The 18,576-nt window shown below is 62.4% G+C and carries 11 protein-coding genes; 10 read left to right on the forward strand and 1 reads right to left on the reverse strand.

The annotated features are described in order from the left end of the window. Window positions 1-282: a hypothetical protein gene (locus tag GWK63_RS02110; RefSeq protein ID WP_112209841.1), complete on the reverse strand. Its 282-nt coding sequence runs from the start codon at window positions 280-282 to the stop codon at window positions 1-3. Between the two features lie 160 nt (window positions 283-442). Here GWK63_RS02110 and GWK63_RS17515 point away from each other — a divergent pair, with 160 nt between their 5' ends. From GWK63_RS17515 to GWK63_RS02160, 10 genes are all read left to right on the forward strand, one after another. Then, a complete protein-coding gene (locus GWK63_RS17515) occupies window positions 443-544 on the forward strand; it encodes a YXWGXW repeat-containing protein (RefSeq protein WP_124296136.1) in 102 nt (33 codons plus the stop codon). Between the two features lie 520 nt (window positions 545-1,064). Next, entirely contained in the window at window positions 1,065-1,313 is a 249-nt protein-coding gene (locus tag GWK63_RS02120) for a hypothetical protein (RefSeq protein ID WP_010511782.1), read from the forward strand. A 108-nt stretch (window positions 1,314-1,421) separates the two neighbouring features. Then, window positions 1,422-1,685 carry a type II toxin-antitoxin system RelB/DinJ family antitoxin gene (locus GWK63_RS02125; RefSeq protein ID WP_010511780.1) on the forward strand — a complete coding sequence of 88 codons (264 nt, stop codon included), beginning with the start codon at window positions 1,422-1,424 and terminating at the stop codon, window positions 1,683-1,685. Continuing rightward, window positions 1,678-2,022: a type II toxin-antitoxin system RelE family toxin gene (locus GWK63_RS02130; RefSeq protein ID WP_006559873.1), complete on the forward strand. Its 345-nt coding sequence runs from the start codon at window positions 1,678-1,680 to the stop codon at window positions 2,020-2,022. Before GWK63_RS02125 ends, GWK63_RS02130 begins: the two co-directional genes overlap by 8 nt. Window positions 2,023-2,296: 274 nt before the next feature. After that, window positions 2,297-2,719: a hypothetical protein gene (locus tag GWK63_RS02135; protein ID WP_166498090.1), complete on the forward strand. Its 423-nt coding sequence runs from the start codon at window positions 2,297-2,299 to the stop codon at window positions 2,717-2,719. Window positions 2,720-2,746: 27 nt separating this feature from the next. Further along, window positions 2,747-4,963, forward strand: coding sequence for a sensor domain-containing protein (locus GWK63_RS02140; RefSeq protein ID WP_166498091.1), 2,217 nt, complete (start codon window positions 2,747-2,749; stop codon window positions 4,961-4,963). A 236-nt stretch (window positions 4,964-5,199) separates the two neighbouring features. Next, window positions 5,200-5,956 (forward strand): IS5 family transposase gene (locus tag GWK63_RS02145; RefSeq protein ID WP_166498092.1). Its coding sequence is split into 2 segments (ribosomal slippage): window positions 5,200-5,523 and window positions 5,525-5,956, totalling 756 coding nucleotides; the frame shifts between segments, so codons are not numbered across the junction. Window positions 5,957-6,296: 340 nt separating this feature from the next. Next, window positions 6,297-6,938, forward strand: coding sequence for an invasion associated locus B family protein (locus tag GWK63_RS02150; protein ID WP_166498093.1), 642 nt, complete (start codon window positions 6,297-6,299; stop codon window positions 6,936-6,938). Window positions 6,939-6,967: 29 nt separating this feature from the next. After that, complete coding sequence (locus tag GWK63_RS02155) at window positions 6,968-8,704, forward strand: ShlB/FhaC/HecB family hemolysin secretion/activation protein (RefSeq protein WP_166498094.1); 1,737 nt, start codon at window positions 6,968-6,970, stop codon at window positions 8,702-8,704. Beyond that, window positions 8,701-18,567 (forward strand): beta strand repeat-containing protein, encoded by a 9,867-nt coding sequence (locus tag GWK63_RS02160; protein ID WP_166498095.1) that lies wholly within the window; start codon window positions 8,701-8,703, stop codon window positions 18,565-18,567. Before GWK63_RS02155 ends, GWK63_RS02160 begins: the two co-directional genes overlap by 4 nt. Window positions 18,568-18,576: the final 9 nt, after the last annotated feature.

Consider the following 18,576-nt stretch of genomic DNA (forward strand, 5'->3'; position numbering starts at 1 on the left):
TCAAAACTGATAGTTCTGTCTGCCGACCCCTTCGGCGGCCGGCAAATTCAATCTGGGAACTCCGTGCATGGTGTCAAGAGGCATCAAAAATGCAGAAAGGCTGGTTTGGGCGTCCTCTATCGTTCGCGTTTTCATTGCCTGCGCGTCTTCGCGAGTGAGACGGACCCATGCCCGTTTCACGAGCATCGTGCTATAAAGCATCATCGCGTGTTCAGAGTGGACCAGGACAATGCCTGATAGCATCAGATGGAAGTTGCGGGCCGCGGCTTTCGCCGCGACCATGCTGAGTGCCGCTCCGGCGGAGGCCAGGCCGTGGATTTATGCTGGACCTCCAGTTGTCGTTCCACCACCAGTCGTGGTCGCGCCGCCACCTCCGCCTGTCGTGATTGCACCGCCTCCCCTCACGATCATTCGCCCCCCACCACCGGTGCCACCCTACGAAATGGTGCCATTGCCACGCCGAGGCTATGTCTGGGAGCCGGGCCGCTGGTTCTGGACTCCGCGCGGCTACATCTGGCGGAGAGGCTGGTGGCGGCGCTGGTGAACTCTGCCGTCTATGATGTCGCGAAGACCCGTTGAACTCTTGCATGCTTTCCGTGATAAAGAGCCTCGCGTAACGGAGGGGAACCTCTACCAACGCGAGCGACCACATCGCGTGCAAGTTGGGCCACGCCCAGCACGGCGCTCGGCTCACCTGGTCTCCAGGCGGCGTTTTGGGGCAGAAAAACCAAGGGGCTTACCTGCCCCGTCACGATCCGGCCCGATGGTAAAAGCAGGTGTAGCAACGCCGTGAATTACGCGGCGCTCAACTGACGATTCCGTGCTTCTGACGCCTCACCTCATTCACAAAACCCTCAGAATAATTAATAGTTATTCATCATATCACCGAATGTTCTGCTTTTGTCGTCCGCCGGATTACGCCCGGATACGCCAGAGTACGCACACGCCGACAATTGCCGACACCAGTACTATTGTCCCACCTCAAAAGTACAATGTGCTCGCCTTGAAGTATTCGTTTTTTATGCCCCATGATCTGGTTCTCTCCAGACGGAAAAGGCAGGACGATGACGGACAAGGATCGCACGGCGACGACTGGGCCGATCGCGCCGGCCAATGATAACAACCCATCGGGAACCTCATCCGATCCGGCGATGAAAGCGCGGATGGACGAACTGGTATTCATCCTCGCCAGGATGTTGGGACGCCAGATCGCCCGCGAGGAATTCGAACGGCGGCTGGGTGAGATTGACACCGCCAACGACAACGATCCGTCGGGCCGCAGTACGGCAAGTCGGGAGGAACCGGATGAATGATGCCTGTCCTATCCATGGGACCATTTCAGGGAGGCCGGTATCACCCACTTTTGCGCTTCCTCTATTCGTACAAATGTATTACGTTTGTCATGCAATCAGGAGGAAGCCATGTCCGCCGTGACGTTCCGTGTCGATGACGCCCTCAAATCCGCCGCTGTCGCCAAACTCTCCGCGCACGGCCTGTCTCTCTCCGACGTCCTGCGCGATACCCTGGCCTATATCGCCGAGACCGGCCAGCCACCGGTCAAGCGGCGGCTTGTGACCGACGAAGATGCAAGGCTGATCGAAATCGTCCGAGAACGCCTCGCCGATCCCGCCCCCCGCCACCGCATGACGCTGGCGGAACTCAAGGCCCGCCATCCGGATGACTGAATACGCGATCGAATTCGATGATCGCGCACTTCGGGAATGGGACGGGCTTGACGGCAGCATTCGCAGGAAGTTCGAGAAAAAGCTCGAAAAACTGGTTCTGAACCCGCATTCTCCCGGTAACGAACTGCACGGCGATCTCGCGGGATTCTACAAGATCAAACTGCGCCAGGACGGCTACCGCCTCGTCTATCAGGTCGTGGAACAGCGGATCGTCATTTTTGTCATCGCGGTCGGACGCCGTGAGGACAGCGAAATCTACACGACGGCAACCGGGCGCATCCCGGAGACGCCAGCCGACCGGATAAAACAGCCCAGCGGCAAAAGTCGCAAAAGGTAAGAGTTTTGCGAAATTGAGGTGATGAGATCATGGGATGCCGGACCGACAATCTGCCGGGTCTGACCAGCAATCCGCTGGAGACCGAGATCCGGGGCGGGTTCTTCGTGCTTGCGCATGCCCTGGTCGGCGTGGCTCAGGGTGCCTCCCTGTCGCGGCAGCCGGGTCAGGGTGGGGCTGTGGCACGATTGGTCGCCGGGCCTGGTTCGTGGCTGCGCGCGAGTGTGCAGGAACTCGGGCAGTCCCCGAGCGGGACTATATCCTGCGCGGTGGGACAATGGAGTTTGACAGCAAGGGGCCGCTGCACGTGCTCTGGACGCGCGTGGGTGTGGAAGAGCCTGGGGGTACTTTGGTCCTGGGACGTAGGACTCCAGACGCCGGATTACTTCTGGTGGACCTGACATTTCATGCCGATCTTACACGAATACAGCTTGAGATTGTATTCAGGCAGGTTACTCGCGTTACCGCAACCTATGACGGTATTGCGAACGTAACCCTGATTGGCCTGCTGGGGAACGGGGTGTCCGGTCTGGATCGGAATGTCTGGTCTGTTGTGCGGTTGCCCGGAAATGTCTGCGGACTTTCACCAGAAAACAGCGAACTCATCATGAGCGATGACGGACGTTCCGAGTTGTATATGCATGGTTTCATAGCGAAAAATTCAGAAGATACATATATAACCATAAGAAAAAAACAATAATATAAACAATATTGTGAAATATACTTTATGAATAAACAGCTTCTTCTTCCCGCGCCGGAAGTGGCCTTTTCGGGAGACCACGCCCTGCACCTGCTTCAGGGCGTCTCGGACGGGACCGTTGTCATCGACACCCGGAACAATATCGTGTTCTTCAACGCTGCGGCCGAGGCGTTGTGGGGCTACCAGCAGGCTGACGTTATCGGGCATAATGTTGCCATGCTGCTGCCGAGCGGCATGAGATCCGAACACGACGCATTCATCAGCCGCAATCGGCAGACCGGCGTCAATACGATCGTCGGAACATCACGTGAAATCATGTTCCAGGACAGGGCTGGAAAACTTATTCCCGCTGAGCTGGCGATATCCGCGGTCGAGATGCCTCCTGACGGAGAAAAATACTATCTGGCCAGTATCAAGAGCATAACGGACGAAAGCCACCGCAAGAAACTGCTGGACCTGCAGAACACGGTTTTCCGCTCCCTCTCAGGGGACATGCTGATCCAGGACGTGGCGGATCTGGTTTGCAACGGCGTCGAAGAATTCGTACCCAACTCGGTAGCCGTTCTGATGCTGCTCACACCAGAGCATCACCTGCAGGTTCTGTCAGGGTCGGGCATGCCGCGCCGGTTTGTTTCGGCGTTGGAGGCAATGACCCTGACGGAAGCTGACCTTACGGCGCTGGCGAATGATCTGGACGAAGCCAGTTCCATTGTGTGGGAAAGCTATCGGTCGGTCGGGATCTCGCTGGGCCTGCACGACTGCTGGGCCTCGGCGATCAAGGCACCCAATGGCAAGATATCGGGCATTCTAGCACTCTACTCACGCAACCAGCACAAGGTGGCGGACTGGCCCAGGAAGATCGTCTCAGGGGCCGTTCCGTTCTGCGGCGTCGTGATCGAGCAGTACGAAGCCAGGCAGCATATTTCGCAACTGGCCAATTATGATCCGCTGACAGGCTTCCTCAATCGTTCGTCGCTTCACAAGGTCCTCAAGACCATGATCAGCCAACCAGGCGATAACCGTTTCGCCGTGCTGCTTCTGGATCTGGATCGGTTTCGGGACATCAATGACGCACTGGGTCACATCCAGGGGGATACATTCCTCAAAGCCATTGCCGAGCGCCTGAAGACACTCTGCCGCAGTAACTATATCCTCAGCCGGTCTGGTGGTGATGATTTCGTTGTTGTCATTCCCAATGCCACACCTGAAGTTGCAGTCGATTTCATAAAAACCGTGACGGACGCCATGCAGCGTCCGCTTGAGGTCGCCGGCAATCATCTTTCCGCGTCGTTCAGTACCGGGATTGCCACCTTCCCCGAGAATGGTCCGGACGGGGAATCCCTGATAAGTCATGCGGAAGTGGCCATGCGGCAGGCCAAGAAGGAAGCGCGCGGCAGCTACCGTCTGGTCAGCACGATCGACACGAAGGAAGCGCAGGAGCGGCTCGTACTGGGCAGCGCGTTGCGGGACTCCCTGTCCAAGGGACTGCTCAACCTGCATTACCAGCCACAGATCGAAGCCAGGACGGGCGAGATCTATGGCGTGGAGGCCCTCTCACGCTGGAACCATCCCACCCTTGGCAATATCTTTCCCTCCCGCTTTATTGCCGTAGCGGAGGAAACAGGACAGATCGAGGCGATCGGCCGATGGTCACTCGAAGAGTCGTGTCGCCAGATCACACAGTGGGAACGCGACGGCGTGCACATCCCGGTTGTGTCGGTCAACCTGTCTGCCGGTCATTTCCATAACCGCAGCCTGGTGCCGATGATTGCGGATCTGCTACGCAAATACGGACTTGCGCCCGAGCGGCTGACGGTGGAGATTACCGAAAGCGTCATGATGGATGAGAGTGATGAGACGATGAACGTCCTCTCCGCCATTCGCAAGCTGGGTGTGGGGCTGTCCATGGATGATTTCGGCACGGGCTTTTCCAGCCTGTCGCGGCTGACACGCCTGCCCCTGACAGAAATCAAGATTGACCGTAGTTTCATCATGAATCTTGAGCATGATGCGAATGCCCAGGCCGTGACCACCGCCGTGATCGGCATCGGCAATCGGCTGGGCATGACGGTCGTGACCGAAGGGGTGGAAACGGAAGCCCAGTATGACCTGCTGGAGAGGCTTCATTGCGATGTGCTGCAGGGATATCTGTTCGCAAAACCGATGTCGGCTGCCGATCTGGAAACATGGTATCGCAAGCCACGCAAGTTGATGCCCGCCATGAAAAAAGACGGCGCCCAATAGTAAAGGAGTAACGTCCCCCGATGGCAATGAGGCACCTTGCCGCCCTGAATGAAGCTTCTTCCCCTCCATGTTCCGGACTGACCGGCGGGTGATCGGGGCGAGGCTGGCAAGAGCGGCAGCCTGACTGAATAGCCCCGAGTTTTCTAGGGCGTGTCGTCAGTTGGCATCTGGCGCTATGAGGCTTGTACTTCCGTTTGATCTGTGATGTTTTCTCCCTGTTTTCAGGGAGAGAATGAATGCGACGATATGGCCTGAGTGACAGCCAGTGGGAACGGATAAAAGATCTTCTCCCGGGTCGTGAAGGCCATGTCGGCAGAACGGCTGCCGATAACCGTCCGTTTGTGGAAGCGGTTCTGTATCGTTACCGTGCCGGCATTCCCTGGCGTGACCTGCCTGTCCGTTTTGGTGACTGGAAAAACGTCCATCGGCGACTGCGTCGCTGGTGCGAAGATGGCGTGATCGAACGGATTTTCCGGCATCTGGCCGCCGATCGCGACAACGAATACATGATGATCGACAGCACGATTGTCCGGGCTCGCCAGCACAGTGCGGGTGCCCGTAAAAAAAGGGCGCGCGGATCAGGCCATCGGGCGGTCCCGTGGCGGACTGACTTCGAAAATCCACGCCATTGTCGATGCCGCAGGAAAGGCGGTCGCCCTGTCCCTGACGCCCGGGCAGAGAGCGGACATCACGGAAGCAGCCTCCCTGCTGGATGAAGTCGATCCCAAAGCCTTTATCGCGGACAAGGCTTATGATGCCGATCCGCTTATCGAAAAGATCGAAGAACGGCAGATCACATCGGTTATCCCTTCAAGGAAAAACCGATGCAATCCACGAAAAATCAGCTTTCAGCTCTACAAAAACAGAAACATCATTGAACGCTTCTTCGCCAGGCTGAAGCAGTTCAGGGGCATTGCAACACGCTACGACAAGCTGAAGTCAACATTCCGCGCAGCAGTGCAACTCGTCTCCGCCATCATCGGAATTAACTGACGACACGCCCTAACCGACGATACAACTTATGGGCGGCTTTATTGGGCAGGACAATTGTGCGTGGCTACGTAATATATTTTCAAATAGAATATATTATATGTATATAATTTATGAATAATTGAGTATTCTCAAATCATCCAGTGGAATTGGGCAAATTTCAGATTGGCCTTATTACTGGAATTGGACCATGCCACCAGAGACATCGGAATTCTTCTGTTGCTGCCTTCCATGTCAAACTGTATCCATGAATAACGAAATATGTCGTTTTAAAGGCGACGTTCCATTCAATACAGGACCGACCGGTGATCGCCGGTCAGGCTGACCGTTCGGGGGGTTACTGATGCAGTTCAGGGCCGTGGCGTGTGCTTTTCTTTTTTCTGCGGCCCTGACGGGCGTATCCCATGCTGCAGGAACGGCAGCGGCCCAGTCTGCCGCGCCATCGCCCGCAAAAGGGGCCCCTGCTTCTCCGCAGGCCCCGGCCCAGCCCTCGCCGATCACCACGCAGCAGACTTTTGGCGCCTGGCAGGCCAACTGCACCTATGCGCCCGCGACACGCGCGGCTTCGCTGTGCGTGGCGGCCCAGCAGCTGAGCATGCAGCAGCAGGGCAAGGCCGTGCCGCTGGGCATGGTGATCGTCGCCCGGGCCGCGACGGACAAGGTGGCGATTACCGCGCGTCCCTACGAGCTGAGCGTCATGACCCCGCTGGGCTTCGACCTCACGAAGCCTGCGACCCTGTCGATGGATAACGGCAAGCCGGTCAGCCTGCCCTATCTGGTGTGCAACGCATCGGGCTGCCTGTCGACGCTGCAGGCGACGCCCGCCATGATCACGGCACTGAAGGCGGGCAAGACCGGCCACATCCGCGTCAGCCGCGTGCCCGCGCAGGGCGGCGGCACGGTCACGATCAATTATGACATGAGTCATTTCTCCGACGCCTTTGGCGCAATCGAGACCTGGTCCAGCCAGAAAGCGCCTGCCTGAAGCCGGCCGCATAGTCCGGAATGCGCGTGATGCGCTGGCAGGTTGGGGCGGCGGCGGCCATGATGGCGCTGCCCGGTGTGGCAATGGCCCAGGTGCCGGGCCTGCCCGGCGGCGTGATGCCGGCGGGGCCGGGCTCGTCGCAGGACCAGTTCCAGCGCTTCGAGCAGCACCAGGAGCAGCTTGACGCGCTGCCGCCACCGTCAAACGACATCCAGATCCAGAGGCCGTCCGCCCTGCCACAGGCATCAAAAACCTGTGTTACGGTGCATGACATCACGGTCGAAGGTGCGCAGCACCTGTCGCGCGCGACGACGGATGCGATCACCGGTCCCCATGTCGGCACCTGCATGTCGGTGCGCGATCTCAACGGACTGATCAACGCGCTCAATGCCGCCTATATCCGCCAGGGTTTCATCACCTCGCGGGCCTACCTGCCCGAGCAGAAGCTCTCCAGCGGGCACCTGCGGATCGTGGTGATCGAAGGGAAACTGGCGGGTGTCCAGTTACAGGGCCGCCCGGCCCGGCTGGCGACCGTCATGGCCTTCCCCGGGCTGCACGGGAAGATCCTCAACCTGCGGGACCTGGAACAGGGGATCGAGGACATGAACCGGCTGAGCCACTGGGGCGCGCGCATGCGCATCGCCCCCGGCGGCAGGGCAGGGGCGTCCACCGTGGTGGTCACCGCGCCAAAGCGTGGCGTGCTGCACGGCCAGGTCTGGTTCGATAATTACGGCCAGCAGATTACCGGCCAGGAGACGGGCCATGCCATGCTCACGGCGGAAAACCCGCTGGGGCTGCTGGACCTGTGGTCGGTGGAATACGACCATTCGCTTGTCGGCCATGCCGGGCAGCGCGGCACGTCCTACCTGTCTGTCAACGGGTCGATCCCGTTCGGCTACTGGACCGTGTTCGGGTCTTGGTGGCGCTCGCAGGACGACTATCCCCTGCTGGCCCTGACCGATGTCTACCACCTGGGCGGCAGCCGTCGTGACTGGCGCCTTGGCATCTCGCGCGTGCTGCTGCGCAACCGCATTGGCGTGACCACCTTCCAGGCCAGCTACGAGCGCAAGTCGTTCGGCTCGGAGATCAACCATACGGTGATCGACACCGAGACGGCGCGGCAGGCCTTCGTCAACGTGCAGGTCAGTGAATCGCTCAAGGGCTGGGGCGGGGTGTGGTACATCACCGGCGGCCTCAAGGTTGCGGTGGATGGCGCGGGCACGTGGTCGAACTTCACCCGTCCCGGCTGGCAGGACCCGCACTCGTCCTACCTCAAGCCCTCGCTCGACATTGACGGCTACAAGCCGCTTGCGCGCGGCGTGCTGTGGCATACCACGCTGCACGGCGAATACAGCACGCGCGACCAGTTCCCCACCAATGAACTGCAGGTAGGCGGCCCCTATTCAGTGCGCGGCTTCCTCGAACAGATCCTGCTGGGCAATGACGGCGGCTACATGCGCAACGACTTCTCGTGGCAGCTGCCCACAAAGGGCCTGAAGTGCGGGAAGTTCGCCTTCATCTGCCACCAGGTCATCGAGGGCACCCAGCTTTACGCCGCCCTTGATGTCGGCGTCGTGCGCGCGGGCTTCGCCTCGTCCTCCACGCCGCCTGCGCTGAAGGGCGGCGAGATGGCGGGCGGCGGCCTGGGGCTGCGCAAGACCACGGGGCCGTTCTTCTGGAACGTCTCCCTGACCCATTCCATGTATACCGGCCCGCTTCCCTCGGAAGGGCTGATCCCGCTGTTTCAGGTTGGAGCGAAGATATGATGAAGACGCCCCGCAGGGTTGCCGCACCCGATATCATTCCGGGTCCGTCACGTCTTCAGCGCTGCGTGCATGTCTTTGCCGCCGTCTCCCTGTTCCTGGCCTCGACCGTGTCCGCCGCATCCGCCCAGCAGGCGGAGCCGCAGATCGTGGTCGATCCCCATGCCGGCGGCCCCGAGCCGACGCTGGACAAGACCCAGAACGGCATCGACCAGGTCAATATCGCCACCCCCAACGCGGCGGGCGTGTCGCATAATGACTTCATCCAGTATGGCGTGCCCGAAAGCGGCGTGATCCTGAACAACGCCACTACGGCGACCGAGACGAAGATCGGGGGCGTGGTGTATGGCAACACCAATCTTGACGGCCATGCCGCCAGCCTGATCCTCAACGAGGTGACCGGCAACCTGCCGACACAGATGTTGGGCTATACGGAAGTGGCGGGGCACCAGGCCTCGGTGGTGGTGGCCAACCCCAACGGCATCACCTGTGCGGGATGCGGGTTCATCAACACCGCCCATGTGACCCTTGCCACCGGCACGCCGGAGATGGATGCCAGCGGCAACCTGAAGGACATCGTCGTCCGGGGCGGCAACATCACCTTCGAGGGGAAGGGCGGGGACTTCACCACCGTGCCGGTGCTCGACATCCTGTCGCGCTCGGTGACGCTCAAGGCGCAGGTCAATGCGGAGACGGCCACTATCGTGGCCGGGCGCAACCGGGTCGATTACGGCACCAACGCGGCCCATCCGCTGGCGTCCGACGGCACGGCCGCCCCGGAATTCGCGATTGATACGGCGGCCCTTGGCGGGATGTACGCCAACCGGATCTACATGGTGGTCAACGAGGCCGGCGCCGGCGTGCGGGTTGACGGCACCATGGCGGCCAATGCAGGCGACATGACGCTGACCGATGCCGGCGACCTTGTGCTCAACGGTTCCATGGCGGCTTCGGGCGACCTGCAGGCGCAGGTGGGCGGGCAGGTCAGCAATGCCGGGACGCTGCAGTCAGGTGGCGGGATGCAGCTGGCGGCAGGCGGCGCCCTGAATAACAGCGGGACCATTGGCGGCGGTACGACCCTGGCCGCCCGGGCGGCTGCGATCGGCAATAGCGGGACGGTGACGGCCGGGGCTGGCGCGCTGTCGCTTTCTGCGACCGGTGTGCTCGATAACAGTGGCGGCATCGGCGCATCCGGTGGCGCCCTGTCCGCCCGGGCAGGGTCGCTCGCCAATACCGGCACGATCGCAGCCCAGGCGGGGCTGACGCTGGCCAGCGCCAGCACGCTGTCCAATGCCGGTGGCCAGATATCGAGCACGACCGGTCTGGCCTCGATTGCCGCCGTGGGGGCGTTGGATAATACGGGCGGGAAGATCCTCGACCAGTCGGGTGACATGACGCTGTCGGCGCAGGCCGTCACCAATAATGGCGGGGCCATCCAGGGTGGGGGCAGCCTGACTGCTGCACTGGCCAGCTATACATCCGACACCACGGCTTCGCTGACGGCGCAGCAGGCCCTTGCCGTCACCGCCACGGGGGCGGTCGATAACGAAGGCACGCTGGGTGGCGGCACGGGCGTGAGCGTGACGGCGGACCACATCGCCAACGGGGCATCCGCCCTGCTGGTTGCAACCGCGGGCAACCTTACCCTCAACGCGGCGGGGACTGGTGGCCTGGCCAATACGGGGATCATAAAATCCCAGTCGGCATTGGGCAGCCTGACGATCGACGCCGCCACGCTGGCCAACAGTGATAGCATCCTTGCCGCCGGCACGCTTGGCGTGCGCACGGCGGGTACGGTGACCAATACGGGTACGTTATATGGGGCAGGCGGCCTGAGCCTTGCTGCGGGTGGCGCCCTGTCCAACAGGGGCGGGCAGCTTGGCAGTGATACCGGCGTGGTGCAGCTTGCCGCCGCCAGCCTCGACAATACCGGGGGCAAAATCATCGCGACGGATGGTGGCCTGAACATCGATGCCGCCAGTGTCGCCAACAATAACGGCTGGCTGCAGGCAGCCGCCCTCATGTCCATCGTGACGACCGCCCTCGACAATACCGGCGGGACAGTGCTGGGCGGGACATCCGTCACCCTTGCCCGCGATGCGACGGGTGCGGCCCTTGACCACCTGACGAACGCATCGGGCCTGGTCGAGGCCAGCAATGACCTCACGATCAGCGCGGTGAGCGTTGACAATACATCCGGTGGCCTGGTCGGGAAAACCGGTTCTGTTGCCATCACCGATAACGGGTCGGGGCAGGGGCGGTTCACCAATACGGATGGCGCGGTCCAGGCGGGTGGCGCGCTGACGCTTGCGACCGGCCAGTATGCCAGCAACACATCTGCTGCCCTTCAGGCAGGAACCGCGCTTGGCCTGTCGGTCACGGGGGCGGCCGATAACGAAGGGGCGATCACGGCAGGTGACGGGCTAAGCCTTTCGGCGGCCAGCCTGGTCAATGGCGCGAAGGGCACCATTGGCGCCCTCGCCGGTGACACGATGATTGCCGTCCATGGGAATGCGGCATCGCCCGCCCTGTCCAACGCTGGCGCCATCGAGGACGCGGATGCGGCCGGTATCCTGAAGGTTGATGCGACGTCGCTCGCCAACACGGGTACGATCATCTCGCAGGGGAACCAGAGCGTCGACGCCGACGGCCTCATGCTCAATGGCGGTGAGATTGCTTCCCTCGGGGGAAGTAGCGCGCTTGTGGCGACCGACCTGACCAATAGCGGCCTGATCGCAACTGCGGCAGGGCTTGACGTGTCCACGACGGATGACCTGATCAATACCGGCACGCTGTATGGCGCGACCGGACTGACGCTTGGGTCAGGGGGCACAACGTCCAATCAGGGCGGGACCATCGGCACGGGGGCTGCGGGCGCGCTGGCCATGACGGCGGCACAGGTCGCCAATGACAATGGCACGATCCAGGCCGGGACCAGCCTCGCGCTTTCCGCCACAGGCCTCGATAACGAAGCCGGCACGATCCTCGCGGGAGGCGCCATCGGGATCCGCAATGGCGATGCCACGACGCCGCTGACCGCCCTTGATAACCGCAGCGGCGCGGTGCAGGCGGGCGGCACCCTGACCATTGCGGCGGCCAGCCTCGCCAACACCGCCGGCACCCTGGTCAGCGTGGGCGGCAACGTGACGCTCTCCGCCGGGGCTCCCGCCACATTGATGGCGACGCTGGACAATACGTCGGGTGGCATCATCCAGGCGGCCGGGAGTGTCTCGGTCGCGGCCGAGACGATCGGCAATGACAATGGCCGCATCCTCGCACTCGATGGCAACATCGCGCTGGATGCCGACAGCGCACCCGCATCCGCCCTGGCCTTCTCGAACGCCGGTGGCGCGGTCAAGGCGGCCGGAAACCTGTCGCTGGTGACGGGGACCTGGTCCGATGATGCCACGGGCGTCATGAGTGCCGGGCAGGACCTGTCCGTGGTGGCGGCGGGCGACATGGGTGTTGCGGGCACGCTGGTGGGCGGGCAGGGGCTGGGCCTTACGGCCGCTGGCCTGACGACCGCCTCCAGCGGGTTGGTGGCGACCGAAAACGGCGTGCTCGCCCTCGTCCTGACCGGAACGGGCAGCGGTGATGGCCTGTCCAATGTCGGGCGGATCGAGGCCGAAGGCCGTGGCGCCACCCTTGACGTCACGACGCAGGCGGCCCTGGCCAATGGTGGCACGCTCGTCTCGCAGGGGGATGTCACCCTTGCGGCGCAGGGCGTGACCAATAGCGGCGAGATCGGTGCGCTGGCTGGCCTGGTGGACCTCAACGCGGCCTCCCTTGCCAATACCGGGACGCTGGTGGCGTCCGACCAGATGAACGCGACCCTGTCCGGCTCCGTGTCGAATTCCGGCCTGGTCTACGGCACGCAGGGCGTGACACTGAAGAGTGGCGGCGCGATCGACGATACCGATGGACGGATCGGGGGCAATGGCGCGGTCGCCCTTTCGGGGGCCAGCCTGACCAACACATCCGGCGCGGTCATCTCGGGTGCGGGCACCGTGAGCGTCACCACGACCGGCGCGGTGGGCAATGAAGGCGGTGCGATCCAGGGTGCGGGCAATGTCGTGCTGGCGGCGGCATCGCTCGATAACACCAGCGCCGGCCGGATCGTCAGCACCGGCGGCACGCTGGATGTCCGCAATGCAGGCGGCGGTGCGATGGCGCAGCTTGCCAATGATGGCGGCGCGCTTCAGGCGGGCCAGGATATCACGCTGGTTGCCGACAGCCTGACCAACGGGTCGGGCGGCCTGGTCAACGCGGCCGATGGCAGCCTGCTGGTCTCCGCCGGCGGCACGCAGGCTGCCGCCAGCATCAATAACGCGGGCGGCACGCTGCAGTCATGGGGCGACCTGACCCTGGTGGCGGGCGGGCTGGACAATGACGGCGGCAGCGTGATCGAACGCACCGGCCAGAATACCCTGTCGCTTGCAAATGCCGGCGGCGGCGCCATGACCGGGTTCAGCGATACGGACGGCGTGGTGCAGGCGGCGGGCAATCTCTCGCTTGATGCGACCTCGCTCGGTGGTGCTGCGCAGCTGGTCGCGGGGAACGCGCTGGCCGTGACGCTCACGGGGGACCTCGACAGTGGCATGCTGTTCCAGTCCGGTGGCGATACGCTGCTGCGGGTCGGGGGCGACTATACGGCCGAGGCCGGTGGCGGCGTGCTGGCCGGGGGCAATGCCACCATCACGGCGGCATCGGTCACCAATAACGGCGCCCTGATGGCCGAAGGCGGCGTCCTGGACGTCTCCTCGGGCGGAGCAATCACCAATACCGGCCTCATTGATGGTGTGGCCGGTGTGGCCCTGGACCTGCCCGGCACCCTGACCAACCAGCTCGGGGCCATCCTTTCGGATAACGGGTCGATCGGGATCGGCAATGGCGCCAGCGGGGCGGCCACCGCCGTGTTCAACCGTTCCGGCGAAATTGTTGCTGACAGCGCCAGCGGGGATGTCCTGATCAACGCTGGCACGGTCACCAATGATGTCCTGGGTGGGGTGACGGTTGTCGCCAGTACCGTTCTGTGGAGCCATAGTTATGGCGGCGGCAGCAATGTCGATATTCCCGTCCCGGCTGGCCTGCTGGATACCGTGACCGGCGCACAGGGCACGGGCCAGCTTGTCGGTCATTCCCAGGGGGGCACGATCTATGTGCAGGAAGATGGGGGGCGCGCCACGCTCAACAACGCCGCCTCCCTGATCTCGGCCGGGCGTGATGTGGATATTACAACCACAGGTGGCATCATCAACGATGCCAGTCATATCGCGGCAGGGCGCGACATCAATCTCAGCGGGGGCAGCCTCGACAATATCGGCTATGCGGTCCAGCATGCCTTTTATGTAACCTGCAAGGCGTTCTATGGCTGTAGCTGGACCAGTCAGTCCGACCCGGCCTTCACGGGCGGTCCGACGTCTGCCGTAAGGCACAAGAAGAAGCTTGGCCCCATTACGATCGGTCACTACTGGACCCAGGCACCTGAGAACCCGGAACAGTGGGGCGCGACCGAAACCTATTACGGCCCGACCGGCACCATCGTTGCCAAAGACAATATCACGGGCACCTTCACGGGCACGATCAACAACCAGACGGAAATCGCCAATGCGAGTTCCAGTGAATATACCAGCTATACCGGCGAGACGCCGGGCGGCCTGTCTCCGGTGGCTGCGGCTTCGTCTGCGTCCGGGGTTGCGGCTGACGCCGCGCTGAACGGCGGGGCGATGGCGGCCCTGGCGGATGTGAGCACCGGGGTCGCGGGGGCGGCCGGCACGCGGAGCAGTGCGGCGGCGCCCGCCACGGCGGGTGGCTCCCTGGCCTATCAGGGGGTCGAGACCGCGCAGGTGAAGGCGTCGGCCACGGCCCAGGAAGCCGCGATGACGCTGCCGGGCTTTGCCACCAGCAGCGACCCGACCATCCCGACGGTGATCTCGGCCATTCCGGGCGGCAGCGCGCTGTTCATCGCCGATCCGGACCCCAGCGCGCATTACCTGATCGAGACCAACCCGAAATACGCGACCTTCAGCGGCTTCTACGGCTCGCAGTACCTGGTCAACCGGCTGGGTGACAACACGGCGGATTACGAGTTCCTGGGGGATTCGTATTTCGATACCGAGTTCATCCAGCAGCAGATCGTGGCGTCGACGGGCCAGACCTTCCTTGGCAGCAGCTACGAGACGGCCAACGAGCAGATGGAACTGCTGCTCAACAACGCGGTCTCGGAATCCAATGCGCTTGACCTGACCTTTGGCGTGGCGCTGACGGCCAGCCAGCAGGCGGCGCTGACGCAGAACATTGTCTGGTATGTGCCCGAGACGGTGGACGGGCGCAGTGTGCTGGCGCCGAAGCTGTATCTGGCGCCGGGCCAGGCGACGCTTACGGACGGGGCGGAGATCTCGGCGACCAACGTGTCGCTGACCGGCTCGAGCATCAACAATACCGGCACGATCAACGCCAGCAACGCGCTGTCGCTGACCGCGACCAGCGGGGATATCGTCAATGCGGGCGGGACGCTGTCGGGCGGCAGCGTGGCGCTGGCGGCGCTGAACGGCTCGGTCGTCAACGAGGACCAGCTCAACACCTTCATGGTCGATGGCGGGAAGGCGCAGTCTCTGGGCGCGCAGGGCACCATCACCTCGGGGGGCGATGCGCAGATCTATGCGGCGAAGGACATCACGTTTGATGGCGGGTCGCTCAGCGCGCTGGGTGATACCACGCTTGTGGCAGGGCAGGGGATCACGCTGGGTTCGGTTGCGGCGAGCGCGTCGCAGGACATCGAGCAGCATGATTACAGCCACCGCGCGGCCGAGACGGAGAATTTCGGGGCGTCGATCAGCACGGGCGGGAACCTGACGGCGGCCGCCCTCGGCGGCGACCTCACCCTGGCGGGCGCCACGGTCGCGGCCGGGAAGTCGGCCACGCTGATGGCGACGGGCAACGTGAACCTCAACGCGGTCACCGACAGCCAGTCCTCCTATACCCGTACCGTCGAGCACGGCTTCCTGAACAAGACCACCACGACCTCGAGCGAGAGTTCCACCGACCAGGTCGGCAGCACGGTGGCGGCCAATGACAATGTCACCATGGTCTCGGGCGGGGATATGTCCGTGGCGGGTACGGTTGCAGGCGGCGGCAACGTCACGCTCCAGGCAGGTGGAAAGTTCACCGAAAACGCCCTGAAGGATACGGCCAACGCCTTCTATGAGCAGAAATCGTCCGGACTGTTCCTTGGCACCAGCGGGGCTTCGGCCAAGATCGGCTTTGGCAAGACGACCGATACCGACACCTATTCCCAGACCAGCTGGACCCCCAGCGAGATCGCGTCGACCGGCGGCAATCTGAGCATTACCGCGAACGGGCCGGTCACGATCAACGGATCCGACCTCGGGGCGGCGAAGGATGCGACGGTCACGGGATCGTCGGTGTCATTCAATGCGCTTGAGGATGTCGCCACCCAGACCCAGACGCACAAGTCGCTGTTCATCGGCGATACCACGGGGCTCAACCCGAACTCGGTGGTGGGACAGATGGTGGATATCGCCCTGTCCGCCTCCCAGGCGAGTGGCAAGGATAGTGGGAAGCTTGCGGCCCTGGATGGTGCGCAGGCGGCGATGACGGGCGTCTCGACCGGGGTCATGGCTAGCATGAAGGGCGGGATTACACAGGTGAAATCCCTGTCGAGCCTGTTCGAGGAAGGCAAGACCCCAAAAGGCAACATCGACCTGATTGCGGTGCAGTCGAATATCGGCTTTGACCTCGAGAAGTCGAGCACGACACTGACGACGGGCACGGTGCAGGGTTCGACGGCGGCGGCTGGCAACACGCTGGCCGTGACCGCGACAGGCGGCGTGCCGACCGACAGCCAGTCGGGCAATATCGTGGCGACGGCGTCCCAGCTTTCGGGCCAGGACGTGACCCTGACCGCGCCAGGGCAGGTGACGCTGCAGGCGGGGTATGACACGACGCACGAGGTCGCCAGTTCGAAATCGATCGAGGCGAGCGTCGGGGCTTCGGCCAGCATCGGCACGAAGGGGGCCGGCGTCAGCATCGAGGGCGAATTCGGCGCCTCGAAGACCAACACCAATGCCGCGTCCAGCACGGCGGTGGACAGCACGGTCAGCGGCACGGACAACGTCACCATCGCCAACGCGACCGGCACGACAACCCTGAACGGGGCAGAGATCAGCGGCGGGTCGATTGATGTCGCGACGAAAGACCTGACCATCACCACGGCGCAGGACACGTCGGGCTACAATTCGAAGACCACGGGCATCGACGCCAGCTTCTCGGTGCCGGTCTGGGGCGCGGGTGACATCGGGGGCAGCGCGAGTTTCAGTCACACGACCGTCAAGGACAGCTATGCCTCGACCGAGGCGACGCAGTCCGGGCTGTATGCGGGCAGTGGCGGTCTTGATGTCACGGCGAGCGGGACGACGACCCTGAACGGGGGCGTGATCGAGAGCACGGCGGCGGCCGCGCTCAACCAGCTGTCCACGGGCACGCTGGTGGCCAATGACATCGCCAACCATGCCGACGCCACGGCGAAGACGATGGGCTACCAGGCCAACGTCATGAATCCCGAAGGGGCTACGGGCGGTGGCACAGGCAGCTTCGCCACTGCGATCGGTGCGGGCATGGCGGCCAATGCCGGTGGCCTGCTGGGCGCCGCGACCCATGAGGATGCCAGCTCGGTCACGCAGTCGGCGATCGGGTCGAACGTGCAGGTTGCAGCCAGCAGCACCAGTGGCGACCTCTCCCGCTCGCCCTCCACGTCCAGCCATCCGCTGACCAATACCTTCGATGCCCAGCAGATGCAGAACGACCTGCAGATACAGCAGGTCGGATCGCAGGTCGTGGGACAGGTCGGGGATATGGTCTCGACCGGCCTGGAGTCCGTTGACAAAAACGCTTTTGGAGAAGGGGGCGTGGGCCGGGCTGGGCTTGAAGCCGCAGGTAACGCCGTCGTCGCCGCATTAGGAAATGGCAATGTTCTGGGAGCGGCGGTTGGTACCGCGTTGTCTGGATCTTTATATAGACTGACCGATCCGATCGCTGCTTCGATGGCGAACAGCCTGTTTCCGGATGATCCCGATGCCCAGAAGACTTTCGCCGGCGTCCTGACCAACGGCCTGGCTTCAGGGGAAGGGGCATTGGGCGGCATTATTGGCGGTGCGATATCAGGGCAGGGCGATATGTCCGTCAATGCCCTGTCCGCCGCCGACGCGGCTTCGGGTGTCGAACAGTACAATCATGATAACGACCCTTTTCATCTAAAAAGTTCATTGCTGAATTCAGAGTCTGATTGGCATTATGCACAGCAGGAACCCGCAAATGATGAAGGCGCAAGTGGTCTGGCGGTCACTACAGTTAAGAGCGTTCATGCTGAGGGCAGTGTAGAAAAAAATCTTGATCCGTCGAATTTCCAGATTCGTACGAATTTTGCGACCGGGAAAGCTGCAGAAGCCGAGGTGATCGACGATCTTCAAAAACAAGGACTCGAAGTTGTTCCCAGTATTACATTCAAAGACGAAAATGGAACCCGTTGTGTAGCGGACTGTACAATCGTTAACGGCCAACCTAATCAAAATGTAAACGTTCCATCCGGGTTCGTTGTAGAGGACTTGCAAGGGAATCGGTTGCTGGATTTTCACGGTAACCCAGTTAGTATCCTGACTTTAGATGCAAACGGTCGGCTTGTTGTAGAGATCAAAACGGGGAAGGCCGAACTTACCAGGGGACAGAATTTGGTGTATCCGAAGGTGGCGCAAGGCAGTGCGACCGCAGTGGGTGAAAAACGTGCTGGGGCTGCAGGGATTAATGGAAAAAAGACTGCTGTACCTGTTATCGTATTACGTGCACCATGAGGTTATAAA

It is taken from the genome of Komagataeibacter rhaeticus (assembly GCF_011611525.1).
GTDB lineage: Bacteria > Pseudomonadota > Alphaproteobacteria > Acetobacterales > Acetobacteraceae > Komagataeibacter > Komagataeibacter rhaeticus.